Raw genomic sequence first — 18,195 nt, forward strand, 5'->3', positions numbered from 1 at the left:
TGAACGGCGCGCCTAGAAGAGCTTTTCACCCTCCGGGCTAACCGCCATCGCAGCAGAAACAGCCGCATAGTTCGGGCCCACAATGCCGATGCTCTGAGTGAGCATCACACCGGAACCGTCACGGGCACCGTGCTCGGTCGGCAGGGAACGAGCCACACCGCCGGAGGACGCCGCCTTCGCCGGGCCCACGCCCACCCACGCCAGAGCCAGCTGGCTCTCACCGGTGAGGAAACGGTGCGCACGCACACCGCCGGTTGCGCGGCCCTTCTGCGGGTACTCGCTCAGGGCGGTGACCTTGGCGCTCGTCAGGCCGTCCTTGCCGTTGGTGACGGTTACGACCTCCGCCGCGTCGCCGGGCGCGGTCACACCCAGGGCGATGAGGCGGTCGTCGTCGGCAAGCTTGATGCCTGCGATACCGCCGCCGGTGCGTCCCTGCGGGCGGACCTTTGCCGCGTCGAAGGTCAGTAGCTTCGCGTCGCGGGTGACGAAGGTGAGTACCGCATCGTCAGTGGGGCAGGGGGCGGCGGCTACGATTTCGTCGCCATCCTTGAGCTTCATGATGTCCCACTCGGTCTGGTTCAGCGGGTAATCCGGGTTGAGGCGCTTGATCACGCCGCCCGCGGTTGCCAGCGCCAGCACCGTGTTCAGCGGTACGAGGGCGACCAGCTTCTCACCCTTGGCGAGCTGAACCAGCTCGGCTGCCTTCACAGCAGACGTCATGGAGGGGGTGCCACCGTTCTCGTCCAGCACCGCAATGTCCATGACGGACAGGCGCACCATACGTCCAGCGGAGGTGACGGCACCAATCTCGCCGCGCGCGGTGGTCGGCACAATCGAGGTGAACACGTCGTGCTTGAAGCGCTTGCCGGGATCCACGAGCGCCTCGCGGATGGGCTTGCCGGGGGTGCGTCCCATCATGCCGGAGGCGGAGAGCAGAACCCAGCAGGAATCGTCCGCGATTTCGAGGGCGAGGCCCAGGCTCTTCTTCGCCTTGGACTGCGCGGTGACCGCCTCAATGGCGACCTGCATGTCGTCCTTGGTTTTGAGCTGGGTGCGGCGGTCGGTGCCGTAGCGTTCGGCAACCTCGGCGAGCTCGTCGGAGACCAGTTCGCGCAGTGCCGCATCGGAGCCGAGGATACGCTGCAATTCCGCAATTTCCTGCTGCAGGGTGTCGCGTTCTGCCTCGAGTTCCAGGCGGGAGTACTTGGTGAGCTGGCGCAGGCGCAGCTCCAGGATATGGTTCGCCTGGGTGTCGGTCAGATCGAAGACGACCTTCAGCTTTTCGCGTGCCTGAGCGGTCTCATCAGACTCACGGATGATCTGGATGACCTCGTCAATGTCGAGGATCGCCACGAGCAGGCCCTCCACCAGGTGCAGGCGGTCGGTGCGCTTGCCTAGGCGGAATTCGGTGCGGCGGCGGACCACGTTCAGGCGGTGGTCAATGTACACGCGCATCAGGTCGAGCAGGCCGAGGGTCTGCGGCTGACCGTCCACAAGCGCCACGTTGTTGATGCCGAAGGAATCCTCAAGCGGAGTGTGCTTGTAGAGGGCGGCGAGCACGGCCTCGGGGTTGAAGCCGTTCTTGACCTCGATGATGAGGCGCAGGCCGTGGGTGCGGTCGGTCAGGTCGACCACGTCCGAGATGCCGGTGAGCTTCTTGGAGTTGACGCCGTCCTTGATCTTTTCGATGACTTTTTCGGGGCCGACCATGTACGGCAGTTCGGTGACGACGATGCCCTGCTTGCGGGGGCTAACCTGCTCGATTGAGACCTTCGCGCGGGTCTTGAAGGTGCCTCGGCCGGTTTCGTAAGCGTCACGGATTCCGCTCAGGCCCACGATGGTGCCGCCGGTGGGCAAATCGGGGCCGGGAATGAACTTCATGATGTCTTTGAGGCTCGCCTCGGGGTGCGCGATGAGGTGGCGGGTACCGGCGATGACCTCGCGCAGGTTGTGCGGCGCCATGTTGGTGGCCATGCCGACCGCGATGCCTGTGGTGCCGTTGACGAGCAGGTTCGGGAACGCGGCGGGCAGCACGGCGGGCTGCATGAACTGGTTGTCGTAGTTGGGCACGAAGTCGACGACATCTTCGTCGAGGTCGGCGGTCAGCGCCTGCGCGGCCGGTGCCATGCGAGCCTCGGTGTATCGGGCGGCCGCCGGGCCGTCGTCGAGGGAGCCGAAGTTACCGTGACCGTCCACGAGGGGCAGGCGCAGCGCGAAGGGCTGGGCGAGGCGCACCATGGCGTCGTAGATGGCGGCGTCGCCGTGCGGGTGGAGCTTACCCATGACCTCACCGGTCACGCGGGCGCTCTTGACGTGGCCCTTATCGGGGCGCAGGCCCATCTGCTGCATCATGTAGAGGATGCGGCGCTGCACGGGCTTGAGGCCGTCGCGGGCGTCGGGGAGGGCACGCGAATAAATCACCGAGTAGGAGTACTCCAGGAAGCTGGATTCCATCTCGGCGGATACGTCGATGTCGACGATATTCTCTACCACATCCACCGGGTAGTCGCTGACGGCGGATTTGGATCGGCGAGCCATATATCTCCTCGTGTCCGTGTGTTTTCGCTCCTCCTATTTTAGCGGGTGGGAGCGGATGAATCGGGCTGGTTGGTCAGCGTCATCTGTGGGGTGTACCAAGAACGTAGCGGAGCCTTCATCAAAGCGCAGAAGGGAACGCCAACGGGGTAACGACAAACGGACAGCAGAGATATCGCGGGGTGCGTATGACGTCATATGCGCCGTCAGAGCGTGCCTAACTAGCACAGCCCGGCTGGAACCCTCTAAGGTAGAGGGGAGTAATACCTAACCGCCTTCATCGTGTGCGCCGATCGACGTCGCCTCATGAGGGCACCGCACGAAAGAGGTACGATGTACGCCCCCACCCCCGAACGCGAGCAACTGGTCGCAGACATTAAGCATGCCGGTTTCTACCCCGACCTCGTGCTGGAAGTGGTGGATGACGCTCTGGCGGGCATGAACCCGGATGCCCACTTTGTACAGCATGAAACCCACTTCTCGCGCGATGATTTTCACCGCCACATTACCGTGATGGTGCTGTGCGGTGAGCACGTCATCTTTGCGCACCTAGACGACCAGCACCTTGAGGGCGACGCGCAGGGCACCGTGGCGCATGTGAGCGTGGAGGCGGTGCACCTGAGCGCCCTGAACGCGGTCACCATCAGCTACGGTTTCAGCCAGCCGCAGGCGTACAACGCCGGTAGCACCGCCCCGACTGAGATTTCTTTCCAGATTGCGTGGACCGGCTCCCTGCACGTGGAGCTGGCGCCCGCCGGTTGCCAGGATCCGCAGTGCAACGCCGACCACGGCTACACCGGTGATGCGCGCCGCGAGGACATTGCGGTACGTGTGTCTGCGACCGCTGACGGCCCGGAGTCGGTTCAGCGTGCGCAGCATTTTGCCCGTGCTCTGCACCGTGCCCGCATGTACGCAACCCGCCGATAAGCACCACCGATAAGCACCGGTGGTAGCGCTCGCCGCACAATAACAGCCCGCACAGTATAAATCCCTCGCGGCGCCCCGTACTTTCACACACCCGCCACACCCCTGAGAGGACCTTATGACGGTACAGACCACCCTGCACGATGTTCTGGGCGCGCCGTTGCCTCCCGCGCCCGCCTACGGCAGCAATAGCATTGCCGATGTGCTGGAGTCCGCCTCCTCTCTGGTGGCTCAGCGAAGCCTGGCGCGCCCCGCGCACGCGCTAGATTCCGACCCGGCGTTCAACTCTGTTGCCGACCCGCTGAACCTTGCCGGCCGCCTCGCGGAGCAGGACGTTGATCCGGCGTCGTTCCGCCACGCCTGCGTGATCATGGTGGACGGCCTGGGCGAGCAGCTGCTCAACAGCTACGGCGGCTACGCGCCCGCCCTGCGTAAGACCCTGAACCTGGGCCCGCTGGACGCCGCGTTCCCCACCACGACCGCCGCCTCCCTGACCTCGCTGGGCACCGGCACGGCACCCGGCGCGCACGGCATTGCCGGCTACGAGGTGCGTAACCCGGCAGGTAATGGGGGAGTGGGCTCGGTCATGAACCACCTGTCCGGCTGGGATCAGTCGGTGGACCCGCACGCCTGGCAGCCGCTGCCGACCGTGCTGGAACGCCACCATACGAACCGCCGCGTGCTCACCATTTCGCTGGGTAAGTACCGCGGTACCGGCCTGACGGAGGCGGCGCTACGCGGCGGCGACTTCGTGGACGCCGTCGGCTACAACGCCCGCGTCACCTACGCCCTGGAGGCGCTCTCCAGTCGCACCCCCACCACCGTGTACCTGTACTGGGGCGAGATTGACGCGGCGGGCCACCGCTACGGCGTGGGCAGCGACGAATGGCTACAGCAGCTGGAGGAACTGAACTCGGCGCTGAAGCGTCTGGCGGAGCGCGCCCCGGCGTGGGCGGCACTCTTCGTGACCGCCGATCACGGCATGGTGAACGTGCCCGAGCATCAGCGCATCGACTACTCTGGCGTGGAGGAGCTGACCCGCAATATCGCCATGACCGCCGGTGAACCGCGCGCCGTGCACCTGTACCTCGAAGACACCTCGGAGGCGGCACGCACCGCCACCGCTCAGCGTTGGGCGCAGTACTGGGGCGAGCGCGCCTGGGTGATTGACTCTCGCGAGCTGATGCGTGCCGGCTACTTCGGCCCGGTCATCACGGATGCGGCGCGCGGCCGTATTGGCGACCTGATGGTGTGCGCTCGCGATGACTGGGCGCTGTACGATATGCGCCACTACCAGGAGCGTGCCCTGCACATGGTTGGTCAGCACGGTTCGCTCACGGACGCTGAGCGTCTGGTGCCGTTGCGCATGCTCAAGACCTTCTAAGATTCGGAAGAGCCCCGCTCAGCGGATACAGGCTGAGAAGATAGAAAAGCCGCCGGTTATTCACGCGAATAACCGGCGGCTTTCGTATGTCTAGATGCTCTCGTCTTGATGCCTCTATCGGGCGGCGCGAGGGCGGTCGCTTACTTGCGGCCGCCGAAGATGATGTCGTCCCAAGCGGGAACGCTCACGCGCTGCTTCTTCGAGGAAGACTTGGGCTTCTCCGATGCGGGAGCTTCAGCAGCTTCTGCGGGTGCGGATTCAGCCGGTGCTTCAGCAGGCTCTTCGGCGGGTGCGTGCTCGCTGTAATCTTCCGGTGCCGGATGCGCCGCGGGGGTGTGTGCGGCGGGTGCACCGGTCAGCGGGCCGCGGGCAGATGCAGCCTCGGCGGGCGCTTCAGTAGCGGGTGCTGCGGGTGCCGCAGGCTCTGCAACCGGTGCGGGTTCTTCAGCCTTCGGAGCTTCTGCCGGTGCAGCCGGTGCTACAGGCTCAGCGGACTCGCGGTGTACGAACACCTCGGGCTCTTCAACCTGCGCCGGGCGCACCGAGCGGGCGCGTTCCAGGAGCTCCTTGAGCTTACGCTCATCGGCGCTTTCAGAGGAAGTAAGGGGTGCCGGTGCGGGCTCGGGTGCCTTCGGCAGGCGGGCGGGAGGAACCTCCACGGGAGCCTTCTTCGCGGCGGCGGCAACAGCATCCTCACTATTGCCCATCAGGAAGTACGCCGCCTCATTCGATGCGTACAGGCCCTGGTTCGCCGGGTTGTACACCCAACGTGCGGGGAAGACGACCTGCGCGGGCAGGTTCTGACGCACCGAATCCTTCAGCGCAATATCAACCTCAACGCGCCACTGGCCGTTCTCCTGCTGGCGGGTGGTCCAGTCCTGAGTTGCATCCTCAAAACCGTAACGCTCGGAGACTTCCTCAATGCGGGCGCTCAGGGTCACGGGAATCTGTGCGGTACCCGAAGCGGAGCTGCGGCGACCAATCTTCACGCTCTGAGCGGCACGAATAATGTGGGCACGCTCAGCAACGATCGGCCACTCGTAGCGGCGCACGCGCTCCGGCTCCCAACCGGACTCTTCAGCGATTTCCTCAACGGAGGCACCCTGACGGAAACGGGTCTGAATATCGCGCGGACCGTAGGTGCCCTTAGCGCCCAGACCGCGGGCGGGCTGAATACGGCGAGCCTTGGTGATGCTCGTGCGCAGGTTCGCGTCAATCGGCAGCAAGAAGCGGGTGCCGTCAGCAGACTCAAGCACCAGATTTTCGCCGTCATCGTGAACGCCAATCAGACGCAGTTCAAGCATGAGAACCTCCATAGGTGAACCGGACGCGTTCGTGAATGTGTTGCACGGAACGCAAACTACCTTCCAGGGTACCGTGAAAGCGCGGTAAATCAGTAGCGGAGGCGGGATTTTCCCCAAAAAAAGATGTACTTTTCGGACCGAAAAAGCTAGAATGTGACGCCTAAACCGTCCAAAGCCTACCCAGGATTAGACAAATAGGGTGCCAATGGTGAACAATACCTGGCATGCCGTCGGGGTTAAATCCTCACCAGCGGCACCTAGAGCACTCATTAAACCAGCGTGGCCTAGTTCAACACACAGCCACAGAACCAACGGAGCGTGAAAGTTTGGCAACTGATTACGATGCACCTCGCAAGCAGGACGAAGAGCAGAACGAAGAGTCCTACGAGGAGCTGAACGCCCGCCGTTCCGAGATGCAGTCCGGTGCGGTGGACGAAGACGAAAACAGCGCAGCAGAAAGCTTCGAGCTGCCCGGTGCTGACCTCTCCAACGAGGAGCTGAACGTTGTTGTTCTGCCCGCTCAGGACGACGAGTTCACCTGCGCATCCTGCTTCCTGGTGCGCCACCGCTCGCAGATTGCACGCGAAGAGGGCGGCCTGTCCTACTGCATCGAGTGCGAGGGCTAAAACTTTAGGGAAGGGCTAACACCCACCCGACATACACCTCATGACGGGGCGAGTGCCGAGTGCACCCGCCCCGTTGAGTATGTGAAAGCCGCGCACGCAAGAACAGCGCCGCGTCGCACCCAACACGGCACGCCGCGGCACGCGCTGAACGCGAACACGCAACGAAAACACCCCGCAGTAGAGCCTCAACACAGCGCGAGGTGATGGCACAGACACCCGCGAAAGGTTAGAGTATTGACCATGATGACCCCCGTAAACGTCCACATTAAGCTGCTCGACCCCGAGCTGCCCGCACCCGCCTACGCAAAGCCCGGCGACGCCGGCGCTGACCTGCGCTCCCGTATCGACTTCGAACTGGAACCGGGCGAACGCGCCCTCGTACCCACCGGCGTGGCAATCGCCCTGCCCGAAGGTTACGTTGGCCTGGTGCACCCGCGCTCCGGCCTGGCAACCAAGAACGGTATCACCATTGTGAACGCACCCGGCACCGTTGATTCCGGCTACCGCGGCGAGCTGATGGTCACCCTGCTCAACACTGACAAGACCAAGTCCTTCCACGTGCAGCGCGGCGACCGTATCGCCCAGCTGATCATTCAGAAGTACGAGCACGCAACCTTTACCGTGGTGGACGAACTGGATCAGACCGAACGCGGCTCCAGCGGCTTCGGCTCCAGCGGAATCCACTAGTCTGCTCTCACCGCGAAAACCGCACGAGAGAAGAGAAGAAACCCCCGCACCCTGCGTGCGGTGAAAGTAGGAATACCATGTTCGGATTTGGTAAGAAGAAGCACGCCGAGGAGGCTGAAAAGGCCGCCATCGACAAGGCTGTCGCCGAAGAGATTGAGGAGACCAACGTCGAGGTTGAGGAGCTGAAGGAAGAGGAGAACTCTCCCGAGGTCATCAAGTACGACCGCGTCAACGGCCCGCACGATATTGAAGAAGTCACCGCCGAAGACCTCGAAGACTACGTCGACCTGGGTGCGCTGCGCATCAAGCTGCTCGACGGCATGAACCTGCGCCTCGAAACTGACGACGCAACCGGCGCGGTGATCGCCGCAACCATCACCCGTGACGGCGCAACCTTGCAGGTGCAGGCATTCGCCGCACCGCGCACCACCGGCATCTGGGACGACATCCGTCACGACCTGACCGAATCCGTCAAATCCCAGGGCGGCATCGTCGACATCTACGCCGGCGTATTCGGCGCCGAGATGCTGACCCGCCTGCCCGCCGTCACCCCGGACGGCCAGCCCGGCGAGCGCATCGCCCGCTTCGTGGGTGTGGACGGTCCCCGCTGGTTCCTGCGCGGCGTCATCTCCGGCGCGGCTGTGCTCGGTGACGATAAGGCTGCCGCCTCCGTGGAGGAAGTCTTCCGCACCGTCGTGGTGGACCGTGGTGACGAGCCGCGCCCGCCGCGCGAGCTGCTGCCCATGACTCTGCCCGCCGACCTGATCGTTGCGGCTGAGGAAGAGCCCGCCGTGGAGGAAGAAACCGAGAACGAGCACAGCAAGCTGCGCCCGATGCCTCGCCGCGGCCCTGAGATTACCGAGATTGGCTAATGCCTGAGTTCTCGAACTACCCGAGTGCGCTCGCGGTTCCTGAGGAGCAGATTCTTGCTCCCGGGTACCCCGAGCGCTTTCGCGTACGCCTTGCCGGACGCGTGGAGCAGGTATGGTTGCCTGCGCTGCAGGATAAGCCGATGTACCGTGCCGAGCTGGTGGTGGCTAAGTCGAAGCCCCTGCAGTGGTCGAGTCCGCTGGCGCTGATTGGTATGCCGATTGTGGAGCCGCCCGGTGAGGACTTCGAGGAGGAACCCGAGGACCCTGAGAAGCAGCACCATCTGAACACGGCGTCTTTGGCGACCGTGGCGGTGCAGGAGCCTCACGAGGTGTCTTTCCCGCCGTATGCGCCGTTCAACCCGGGAGATAGGGTGCTACTGAAGTGGCAGGGGCAGCGGATGGTGCCCGGAGTGCTTGCCGGTGCGTTGTTGCGCTGTTCCGGTGTGGTGTCGGTGAGGGCTCATCAGCCGGTGATTTATAACCCGCGCTATGAGATCGTGCCGCAATTCTTTGCTGAGAAGGGAAAACATGAGCGCTGAGCAGTCTTCGACCCAGCCCGATCCGAACGCTAACCCCGCAACTAGCCCGGCTGCTGACCCGGCGCGGGAGGAAAATCAGCTGGCGCAGAGCCTGAGCGCCTCCATGGGTGCGAATATGCGCCGCACCGCCAACGGCGATGTGGATATTCTGCACGCTATCGGCGGCTGGCGCGGCCTGGTGGAATCCTCCCTGCCCGCGGTGGCGTTCCTGGTGCTGTTCACCGTGACGAAGGAACTGAACCTGTCCCTGATTGCGGCGCTGGCTGCGGCGGGCGTGTTCACGCTGATTCGTCTGGTGCAGGGCTCTAAGCTGGTGAGTGCGCTGACCGGTCTGGTGGGCGTGGCAATTTGTGCGTTTGCCGCGTACCGTACCGGTAATGCGAGCGACTACTTTGTGGTGGGCTTCTGGACGAACGGCGTGTACATCCTGGCGTATCTGCTGTCGATGCTGGTGCGTTGGCCGCTGATGGGTCTGATTTTTGCGGTCATTCGCGGTGAGGCGCTGAGCTGGCGCCAGAACCCGGTACGCCTGCGCCAGTACATGCTGGCGACCTGGATTATTACCGTGCTAATGATGCTACGCCTTGCCGTGCAGGTGCCCCTGTATTTTGCGAATAATGTGGAGGCGCTGGGCGCGACCCGCCTGATCATGGGTCTGCCGCTGTACGCTTTGGGTGTGTGGCTGGCGTGGCGCGTATCGGCACCGGAGGAGGCGCTGACGGGCGAGGAATCCGAGGCTACTGAAGCTGAAGCATCTGCCGCTACCGAAGCTGACGGTTCAGAAAGCCGCTAACCCACAACTTCATATGTAGAAGAACTTCATAGAAGTACGCGAAAGCCCCGGTACCCGTAACCGGGGCTTTCGCCTACCCAAAAGCTTGCGCATAAACGCTTAGGCGAACAGCGCGCGGATCTGGTCCTCACCGGCAATGGTCGTGATGAAGAACAGCTCGTCGCCGCTCTCAATCGCCACATCCGCGCTGGGCGGGATTGGCGCGCCGTCACGCAGGATTGCGGTGAGCACCGTATCGACGGGCCACTGCACGTGGTCCACGCGGTAACCAATGACGGGGTGGTCATCCGGCACGGTGTACTCGGCGAGGGTCGCGCCGCCAGCCTGCAGGGTCAGCAGGCGCACCACGTCGCCGACTTCCACGGCTTCCTCGACGAGGGCGGTCATCAGACGCGGGGTAGACACCGCAACATCCACACCCCAGGAATCGTCAAAGAGCCACTCATTACGCGGGTTGTTCACACGCGCCACGGTACGCGGCACACCAAACTCACTGCGAACCAGCAGGGAGACCATCAGGTTTGCCTTATCGTCACCGGTTGCGGCAACGACCACATCCGCCTTGTTCGGGTGCACCTGGCGCAGTACGGACAGTTCGCAGGCATCACCAATATGCCAGCGCACACCGGGCAGATCGGCGCGCTTCTTAACTTCCGGTTTGGAATCGATGATGGTCACGTCGTGGCCGTTCATCATGAGCTCTTTAGCGATAGAGGCGCCCACGGAACCGGCACCAACAATGAGGACCTTCACTTACTTCTCACCTTTCGAGGAATCACGATGGCGGCCGATGAGTTCGAGGGGGTCGGGCAGATCCGGGGGAGTGTCACCGAGGTGAAATTCATGCTCGATAACGGGGCCGTCGTTGTGCGCCTGCTCGGCGGGTTTCTTCGGGGCGTGGGGGTGCTTGCGGTGGCCCGAGGCGGGGGCGTACTCCGCTTCCATTTCTTCGTCTTCAACGCGCGGCGGGCGGGAGAGGATGCGGGTTACGTCCGCAACGTCGTCGGTGCGCATCATGACGTGCACGCTATCGCCCTGCTGATAGGCGCTATCGGGGCGGGGGAGCATGCCCTCACCGAATCGGGTGATGTAGGCGATGCGCACCCCGGCGGCACTTTCGATACTGGTCAGGGCGTGGCCTGCCCAACCGTCGTCGAGCGGAATCTCGGTGAGCATGAGGCGGCCCGAGGGTTCACGGAAATCACCCTTGAGCGCCTGCTCGGGCAGCAGGCGGCGCAGCACCTGGTCGGTGGACCAACGCACCGAAGCGACCGTGGGAATGCCCATGCGCTGGAAGAACTCGGCGCGGTTCGGGTCGTACACACGCGCCACAACGTTCTTCACCTTGAACATTTCGCGTGCCACACGGGCGGCAATAATATTCGAGTTATCGCCCGAAGAAACGGCGGCAAAAGCGTACGCCTCGGTAATGCCGGCACGCTTGAGAGTGTCCTCATCAAAACCGACGCCGGTCACCAGGCGGCCCTCAAAGCCTTTACGCAGCGGCTGGAAAGCACGTTCGTCCTGGTCAATGACGGCGACCGTATGCCCCGAAGCTTCCAGAGTGCGCGCCAGCATGACGCCCACGCGTCCGGCACCCATAATGACGAAGTGAGGCATACATCCCTCCGAGTGTTGATGTTTTACGGTGATAAGGCGTTACCGCCTACCTCTACCAGTGTAATGGGCGGGTGAGCCTCCACGCCGATGCTCCGTGATATTCCGCTCGCCATGCCCACTATTCGGCTGAATAAAATTGAGCTTTGAAGCCGCGACCGATAGCCTTAACAGCGTGAGGAATCGTTGGGATAGGATGCGCATCGCCCTGACCGGTCAGCCGGTCAGCACGCGAAATCTTTCGGCAGTCGCGCTGCCGAAGCGCTACGCCCTGCCTCTTTTCGGTGCCGACGGCATCTCTTCGGTCGCCTACGCCGCCGACCAGATGATTTTGACCCTTGCCGCCGCGGGTGCGTCTGCGCTCGCTTTTTCGCCCTGGATTGGTTTGGGTGTGGCGATGGTGGGTCTGCTGGTCATTGGCACGTACCGCTACAACATTAATCAGATTGCTTCTGAAGGCGATATTCAGCTGGTGCACCGCAAACTGGGTGCGCTGCCGTCGATTGTGATGGGTGCATCCTCGCTGATGGACTATACGCTCACGGTGGCGGTGTCGATGTCTTCGGCGTCCTCGTTTTTGGTGGCGTTGTATCCGCAGATTCAGGATTGGCGCACGCACATTGCGGTGCTACTCATTGTTGCGCTGACGTTGTTTGCGCTACGTGGCGTGCAGTTGCTGGGCAAGATTGCGTACTGGCCGCTGTATGTTTTCTTGGCACTGTTGGGAGCGACCCTCATTGTGGGTTGGATTCGTGCCGCGACGGGTACCCTGCCGCTGGCTGAGTCGGCGACCTACGTGATTGCCCCCGAATACCACGATCATGCCCTGGAAGGCTTGGCGCTGGTGCTGCTTCTGGCGCGTTCGTTCTCCGCCGGCTTGGTGGCGTTCTCGGGTGTTTCTACGATTTCTAATTCGGTGAAGTATTTCCGCCGCCCGAAGAAATATAACGCGGCGGTCACCATGATGCTGATGGGCCTGATTACCTCGGTCCTGCTGGTGAGCCTGCTCGGTTTTGCGGCGGCAACCCGCGTTCACATGGTGCACGATACGACCCGTTTCTTGTTCATTGACGGGCACACGCCGGGGGAGTACTTCCACCAGAAACCTGCGCTGTACCAGGTGGCGTTGGCAATTTATCAGGGCGTGCCGTTCTTCGCGCAGCTGCTGGTATTCGCCACGGTGGGCGTGCTGATTATTGCCTCGCTGACCGCGTTTACCGGCTTCCCGGTGATTGCCTCGTCGCTGGCTGATTACCAGTACCTGCCGGTGTTCTTCCGCAGCATGGAATCACGCGGCCTGTATGCGAACGGTGTGCTGGCGCTGTCGGCGATTTCGATTTTCCTCACCACCGTTTTCAACTCGGACGTGTACTCACTGATTCAGCTGTACATCGTGGGCATGTGCCTGTCGATGGTGCTGGTTCAGCTGGCGGTGGTGCGCTACCGCATGCGTCTGCTGCGCATCACCCTGGCGCAGATGCCGCGCCGCGCCCTGCTGCGCGATATTGCGGTCTCCGCGGTGGGCGTGGTCGTAACCGCCGCGGTGCTGGTCATCGTCGTGGTGACGAAGTTCGCCGCCGGTGCGTGGCTCTCCCTTGGAATGATTGCCCTGATGGTTGGAGGTATGGTTGTGACTCGCCGCCACTACGATGCGGTGGATGCCGCCCTGGACATCCCCCTGAACGCTGAATCCGTTGCGGATGTGGCGGCCCTGCCTTCGCGTGTGCACGCCATCGTGTATGTGGAGCGTGTGCGCCGCCCGGCGGTTCGCGCCCTGTCCTATGCGCGTGCCGGTCGCCCCTCCACGATTGAGGCGCTGACGGTCAACAACGACCGCGCCGCCCTGGAAGTCGTGAAGAAGCGCTGGTACGCCCTGGGCATTCCGGTGCCGCTGTCGGTGATTGATTCGCCGTACCGTGACACGGTGGATGCTGTCGTCTCGTATATTCGCCGCCGCCGCAAGAAGTCACCGCGCGATATTTTGGTGGTCTACCTGCCGGAATTCGTGGTGGAGCACTGGTGGCAGCGTCTTCTGCACCGCCGCACGGTGCGCCGCCTCAAGCAGGCGCTTCTGCATGAGCCAGGCGTTATGACGGCAACCGTGCCCTGGGCGATGCACGAGGATGAGGTGTATGATGAGATTTTTGATCAGCGTTTACAAAGCGAAGAATCAACGGTAGAAGCAGAGGACCCAACGGCAGCTGTCGCCCCGAAGATTACTCGTTCAGCCGGTGGCGGCCGCGAACTGATTCAGAGTAACCGCCACGCGGTGTACCGCGGCCGCCTGCACGAGGCGGACGCTGTGGCGCGCGAGAAGAAGCGCTAGCCGTATCGGCTAAGCCGATTTCTGAGCCTCCGTACACCCCGTACGTAGCCTCGTACATCCCCTCGAATAGCGCCTGGACTTTGCCCTTTACGCCCTATTCGGTACCCCTAGCGGGGCGTCGGAATCGGAATAAAGATACAAACCGGTGTAAAATAGTTCACATTAAGTGATTCTTTAGGAGACAATGCTGTGACTCACACTGCTACCACGCCTGCCGCCTCTAAAAAAGTAGACGGATACAGCGTCGGGCAGACCCTCACCGTCACCTGTGAGGCACCCGCACACGGCGGCGCCTTCGTAGCGCGCACCGAACAGGGCGTCATCTTTGTGCGTCACGGCATCGTCGGCGAACAGGCTGAAGTGCGCATCACCGCAATCGGCCCCAAGCGCCGCTTCTACTTCGCGGACGTTATTTCCGTACCCGTACCCTCCCTGGCGCGCCGTGCCCACCCCTGGATTCAGGCGGATGCGCTCGCCACCGAAGAGGAACGCGCCGCAGCAACCGGCGTACCCGAACTACTCGGCGGCATGGAGTACGGCCACATCAACCTGGATGAGCAGCGACGCTACAAGACCGATATCGTCCGCACCCAAATCAACCGCCTGGGCGGCCTGCCCCTCGAATCGCCGTTGCTGACCAACCTCATGGTTGAAGAGCTGCCCCTGCGCGATAACAACGAGGGTCTGTCCTGGCGTAGCCGCGTGCGCTACAACGTGACCAAGGTCCGCGCGCACAATAGCGAAGAGCAGAACGGCGGCAAGAAGAGCCCTGCCGTCACCTGGCGCGTCGGCATGCACCCGTACCGCGCCTCCCAGCCCGTACCGGTCGTCGACTTTCCCCTCGCCGCCACCGAGTTGCGTAACCTGCAGCTTGAACAGCTGAACCTGCGCGGCGTACGCGAAGTCGAGGCGACCGTCTCCTCCCGCGGTAGGGTCCTGCTGCAGTTCATCGTCGACCCGCGCTTCTCCGTCGAGGAGGTCGCTAAGGACATCGAACAGCAGGCATCCGACGCCTGGGGTCTGCTCGCCAAGCGCAAGATTTCGCTGTTCTTTACCCCGCAGTCCACCTCCAACGGCAAGCCCAAGCGCCGCCGCCCCGGTTCCGCCCACAGCCCCTACCGCCGCGTACCCGAAGGCGACCAGCTGCTCGGCGCGGGCCTGCGCTCCGTCACCGAAGAAGTCACCTTCGGCTCCCGCCGATTCAGCTACCAGGTATCCGCCGGCGGCTTCTGGCAGATTCACCGCGCCGCCCCCTCCACCATGGTCGGAACCATGCTCACCATGCTCCGCCCGCAGGAAGGCGAATGCACCCTCGACCTGTACGCTGGCGCGGGCCTGTTCACCGCCGCGCTCGCGGACGCCGTGGGCGCAACCGGTACCGTGGTCAGCATTGAGGGCTCCCCGGTGACCCATAAGGATGCGCGCTCGAACTTCGCGCCGGATGGTTGCTCCCGCACCGAGAACTCTGCGGACACCCGCATTGAGGTGATTCGCGGCGATGTGGCACGCCACCTGGTCGATTTGAAGACCGCCCTTGAGTTTGGCGAAATCCCCGCCATTGATGCGGTGGTCCTTGACCCGTCCCGTGAGGGCGCGAACCGCACCACCCTGGAACGCCTGGATGCGCTGGACCCCAAGCGTATTCTGTACGTGGCGTGCGATCCGGCATCCCTGGGTCGTGACACCGGTATTTTGCGTGAGCTGGGTTGGGATATGGTGCAGCTTCGGGCGTTTGATATGTACCCGAATACGCATCATGTGGAGACGGTTGCGCTTTTTGAGCGTGCCCCGGCGAAGCCTCGTCCGCGCCGCCGCCGCACCAAGTAGTGCGGAGAGTAGCGCGAGGCTAGTAGCCGTAACAAAGCAGCAAATAATCGCCGTGTTGGACGGGTTGGGCTGTTCACCAGCCTGCCCACTAGGGGTTATTTCAGGCCGTTTTCGCTCAACCCGGTGCGTCTTGCTCTGCGGGCACATAAATCTGCTTTTTGGCATCGTAAACGGTAGAATCATTGAAGAACCAACGCACGGAATGAGCCGTGCCCCGACCTTGAGGAGTGTGGGTGTATGTCCGCTGAAAACGCATTGCCGCAGGAGGAGACCCCGAATAGCGCCGCCGGTGGCGCACCCACCGCCGACTACAGCATTGGCGATGGTGCCACTGCCAAGTTGCTCCCGGGTATTCAGTCCCCGGCGGACCTGCAGAACCTCAGCTACGAGCAGCTGGAGGAGCTCTCTAAGGAAATCCGCCAGTTCATCGTGACGAACGTGTCGGCGACCGGCGGTCACCTGGGCCCGAACCTGGGCGTTGTGGAGCTGACCCTCGGCATTCACCGTGTCTTCGAATCTCCCAAGGACAATATTCTTTTCGACACCGGCCACCAGTCCTATGTGCATAAGCTGGTGACTGGTCGTCACGCGTTTAAGACTCTGCGTCAGAAGGGTGGCCTGTCGGGTTACCCGGATCGTGGCGAGTCTGAGCACGACATTATCGCGTCTTCGCACGCCTCCAGCTCGATTTCGTGGGCTGACGGTATTTCTCGCGCGCACAAGCTCAACGGTGAAGATGACCGCTACACCGTGGTCCTCATTGGTGACGGCGCGCTGACCGGCGGCATGGCGTGGGAGGCTGTGAACAATATTGCTGCCGACCGCACCCGCAAGGTCGTGATTGTGGTCAACGATAACGGCCGCTCCTACGCGCCGACCATTGGCGGTTTCGCGAACCAGCTCTCTGAGCTCAAGCACGGTGTGCAGCAGCATGTGGATCGTGTGCGCCTCGATCACCGCTACGACAATGCTCTGGATGCGGTGCGCATCGGTCTGCAGCGTGGCGGCCCCGTCGGTCAGATGGTGTACCGCGGCCTGCACGGCATGAAGGCGGGCATTAAGGACGTCGTCGTACCCAAGGGCATTTTTGAAGACCTGGGCATGAAGTACGTGGGCCCGATTGACGGCCACGACCAGCAGGCTGTGGAGAACGCACTGACCGCGGCGAAGAACTATGCCGGCCCGGTGATTGTGCACGCCATTACCGAGAAGGGCCACGGCTACGCGCCCGCCCGCGCGAATGAGGACGACCAGTTCCACGCGGTGGGCCAGATTGACCCGCTGACCGGTGAGGATGTTTCGACCAGCACCTCCGAGTCGTGGACCGGTGTCTTTGGCAGCGAAATTGCAGATATTGCGGATGAGCAGGAGAACGTCGTCGGTATTACCGGCGCGATGCTCATTCCCGTGGGTCTGCGCGAATTTCAGAAGCGCCACCCCGAGCGCGTTATTGACGTAGGTATCGCTGAGCAGCACGCCGTGGCGATGAGCGCCGGCCTGGCGTACGGCGGCATGCACCCGGTGGTTGCCCTCTACGCAACCTTCCTGAACCGCGGCTTTGACCAGTTGCTCATGGACGTTGCCCTGCACAAGGCGGGCGTGACCGTTGTGCTGGACCGCTCCGGCATTACCGGCCCGGACGGTGCAAGCCACCACGGCATGTGGGATTTGGCGATGCTGCAGTTCATTCCGGGCCTGCACCTGGCGGCTCCGCGTGATGGCGCGACCCTACGCGAAGAGCTGCGTGAGGCTGTAGCTATTAACGATGCACCGACCGTGATTCGCTACCCGAAGGGCTCCGTGGGCGAGGACATTCCCGCCCTGGAGCGCCGCAGCGACGGCGTGGACGTGCTGGCACGCACCGGTGAACCCCACCCGGAAACCGGTCAGCGTGACGTGCTGTTCGTTGCCGTGGGCGCTATGGCCCGCGTGGCTCTGGAAGCCTCCAAGGTGCTTGCCGCCGAGGGCATCCAGTCCACCGTGGTTGACCCGCGCTGGGTGATGCCGGTGCCGTCTTCGGTCGTTGAGCTGGCTCGTGATCACCGCATTGTGGTGACCATTGAGGACGGCGTGCGTTCCGGCGGCGTGGGTTCGCGCATCCGCCAGGAAATGCGTGCGGCTGGCGTAGATACCGCGCTGAGCGAGCTGGGTCTTCCGGCGGAGTTCATTCCGCACGCTTCTCGTGAAGAGATCCTGGAAGAGGTCGGCCTGACTGCGGAAACCATTATCGCGGATTTGCGTGCGCAGCTTGCTGGCGATAAGGTGCCGTTCGCTCGTGAAGAGGGTCAGAAGCCGCGCCACACCCGCTAAACGGTCGTACCTGAAATGTGCCGCCTGAGCTTCTCTCAATAGCGCGCCGCAATAGCAGGCGCTTAGCGACGGACACAGTATAGACATTAACGCCCCGCCCATCGATTGTGAACTGCGCCCCGAAACTTGGACGCATTAAATACTAGCCGCTACACGGCTTCCCTCAGGGCCTGATCCCGGTACTCTACCGGGGTCAGGCCCTTAAGCTTTACCTGGCGCCTTACCGTATTCCAGTGCATGATATAGGCGTCAAGGTCGGCCTTGAAACTCTCAAAGCTCTGCCAGTCCTGGCCACGAAAAAACTCGTCCTTCAGGTGTCCGAAGACTTGCTCAGTAGCACCGTTATCGATACAGTTGCCTTTACGTGACATACTCTGGATAAAACCATTATCAGCAAGCGTCCTGATATAGGTCTCATGCTGATACTGCCACCCCATATCCGAATGCAAAA

15 protein-coding genes are annotated in these 18,195 nt (G+C 62.7%); 10 read left to right on the forward strand and 5 right to left on the reverse strand.

All coding sequences use genetic code 11. The features are described 5' to 3' along the window. Positions 1 to 12: 12 nt before the first annotated feature. A complete protein-coding gene (locus HMPREF2919_RS07160) occupies positions 13 to 2,538 on the reverse strand; it encodes a DNA gyrase/topoisomerase IV subunit A (RefSeq protein WP_070666991.1) in 2,526 nt (841 codons plus the stop codon). A 330-nt stretch (positions 2,539 to 2,868) separates the two neighbouring features. On the opposite strand from HMPREF2919_RS07160, the gene HMPREF2919_RS07165 reads away from it, so the two are divergent. Then, positions 2,869 to 3,462 carry a DUF5998 family protein gene (locus HMPREF2919_RS07165; protein WP_070635381.1) on the forward strand — a complete coding sequence of 198 codons (594 nt, stop codon included), beginning with the start codon at positions 2,869 to 2,871 and terminating at the stop codon, positions 3,460 to 3,462. A 115-nt stretch (positions 3,463 to 3,577) separates the two neighbouring features. Then, a complete protein-coding gene (locus tag HMPREF2919_RS07170; RefSeq protein WP_070666993.1) occupies positions 3,578 to 4,843 on the forward strand; it encodes an alkaline phosphatase family protein in 1,266 nt (421 codons plus the stop codon). A 140-nt stretch (positions 4,844 to 4,983) separates the two neighbouring features. On the opposite strand, the gene sepH is transcribed toward HMPREF2919_RS07170, so the two are convergent. After that, on the reverse strand, positions 4,984 to 6,147 hold the full coding sequence (gene sepH / locus HMPREF2919_RS07175; RefSeq protein WP_210398968.1) for a septation protein SepH: 1,164 nt from the start codon (positions 6,145 to 6,147) through the stop codon (positions 4,984 to 4,986). A 326-nt stretch (positions 6,148 to 6,473) separates the two neighbouring features. On the opposite strand from sepH, the gene HMPREF2919_RS07180 reads away from it, so the two are divergent. The 5 genes from HMPREF2919_RS07180 (at position 6,474) to HMPREF2919_RS07200 (ending at position 9,664) form a co-directional block, all read left to right on the forward strand. After that, the gene (locus HMPREF2919_RS07180) at positions 6,474 to 6,773 is read left to right on the forward strand and encodes a DUF4193 domain-containing protein (RefSeq protein ID WP_005506382.1); all 300 of its coding nucleotides are present in this window, start codon (positions 6,474 to 6,476) and stop codon (positions 6,771 to 6,773) included. Positions 6,774 to 7,013: 240 nt separating this feature from the next. Continuing rightward, a complete protein-coding gene (gene dut, locus HMPREF2919_RS07185; protein WP_049354821.1) occupies positions 7,014 to 7,460 on the forward strand; it encodes a dUTP diphosphatase in 447 nt (148 codons plus the stop codon). A 77-nt stretch (positions 7,461 to 7,537) separates the two neighbouring features. Then, positions 7,538 to 8,332 carry a DUF3710 domain-containing protein gene (locus tag HMPREF2919_RS07190; protein ID WP_070604669.1) on the forward strand — a complete coding sequence of 265 codons (795 nt, stop codon included), beginning with the start codon at positions 7,538 to 7,540 and terminating at the stop codon, positions 8,330 to 8,332. After that, on the forward strand, positions 8,332 to 8,871 hold the full coding sequence (locus HMPREF2919_RS07195) for an asparaginase (RefSeq protein WP_070666997.1): 540 nt from the start codon (positions 8,332 to 8,334) through the stop codon (positions 8,869 to 8,871). The genes HMPREF2919_RS07190 and HMPREF2919_RS07195 overlap by 1 nt, the downstream gene beginning before the upstream one ends. Then, entirely contained in the window at positions 8,861 to 9,664 is an 804-nt protein-coding gene (locus HMPREF2919_RS07200) for a DUF3159 domain-containing protein (protein WP_070600323.1), read from the forward strand. The genes HMPREF2919_RS07195 and HMPREF2919_RS07200 overlap by 11 nt, the downstream gene beginning before the upstream one ends. A 99-nt stretch (positions 9,665 to 9,763) precedes the next feature. On the opposite strand, the gene HMPREF2919_RS07205 is transcribed toward HMPREF2919_RS07200, so the two are convergent. Further along, positions 9,764 to 10,417 carry a potassium channel family protein gene (locus tag HMPREF2919_RS07205; protein ID WP_070666999.1) on the reverse strand — a complete coding sequence of 218 codons (654 nt, stop codon included), beginning with the start codon at positions 10,415 to 10,417 and terminating at the stop codon, positions 9,764 to 9,766. After that, positions 10,418 to 11,284, reverse strand: coding sequence for a potassium channel family protein (locus tag HMPREF2919_RS07210; RefSeq protein ID WP_070667001.1), 867 nt, complete (start codon positions 11,282 to 11,284; stop codon positions 10,418 to 10,420). It lies immediately after the preceding gene. A 193-nt stretch (positions 11,285 to 11,477) separates the two neighbouring features. Here HMPREF2919_RS07210 and HMPREF2919_RS07215 point away from each other — a divergent pair, with 193 nt between their 5' ends. The 3 genes from HMPREF2919_RS07215 (at position 11,478) to dxs (ending at position 17,744) form a co-directional block, all read left to right on the forward strand. After that, a complete protein-coding gene (locus HMPREF2919_RS07215) occupies positions 11,478 to 13,607 on the forward strand; it encodes an APC family permease (protein WP_070667003.1) in 2,130 nt (709 codons plus the stop codon). 189 nt (positions 13,608 to 13,796) lie between these two features. Continuing rightward, on the forward strand, positions 13,797 to 15,434 hold the full coding sequence (locus HMPREF2919_RS07220; RefSeq protein ID WP_012903711.1) for a class I SAM-dependent RNA methyltransferase: 1,638 nt from the start codon (positions 13,797 to 13,799) through the stop codon (positions 15,432 to 15,434). A 237-nt stretch (positions 15,435 to 15,671) separates the two neighbouring features. Next, the gene (gene dxs, locus HMPREF2919_RS07225; RefSeq protein WP_083311124.1) at positions 15,672 to 17,744 is read left to right on the forward strand and encodes a 1-deoxy-D-xylulose-5-phosphate synthase; all 2,073 of its coding nucleotides are present in this window, start codon (positions 15,672 to 15,674) and stop codon (positions 17,742 to 17,744) included. A gap of 149 nt (positions 17,745 to 17,893) precedes the next feature. On the opposite strand, the gene HMPREF2919_RS07230 is transcribed toward dxs, so the two are convergent. Beyond that, on the reverse strand, positions 17,894 to 18,195 hold a 302-nt coding region (locus tag HMPREF2919_RS07230), incomplete at its 5' end, for an IS3 family transposase (protein WP_141754854.1).

It is taken from the genome of Rothia sp. HMSC068E02 (assembly GCF_001813565.1).
In the GTDB taxonomy this organism is placed as follows: domain Bacteria; phylum Actinomycetota; class Actinomycetes; order Actinomycetales; family Micrococcaceae; genus Rothia.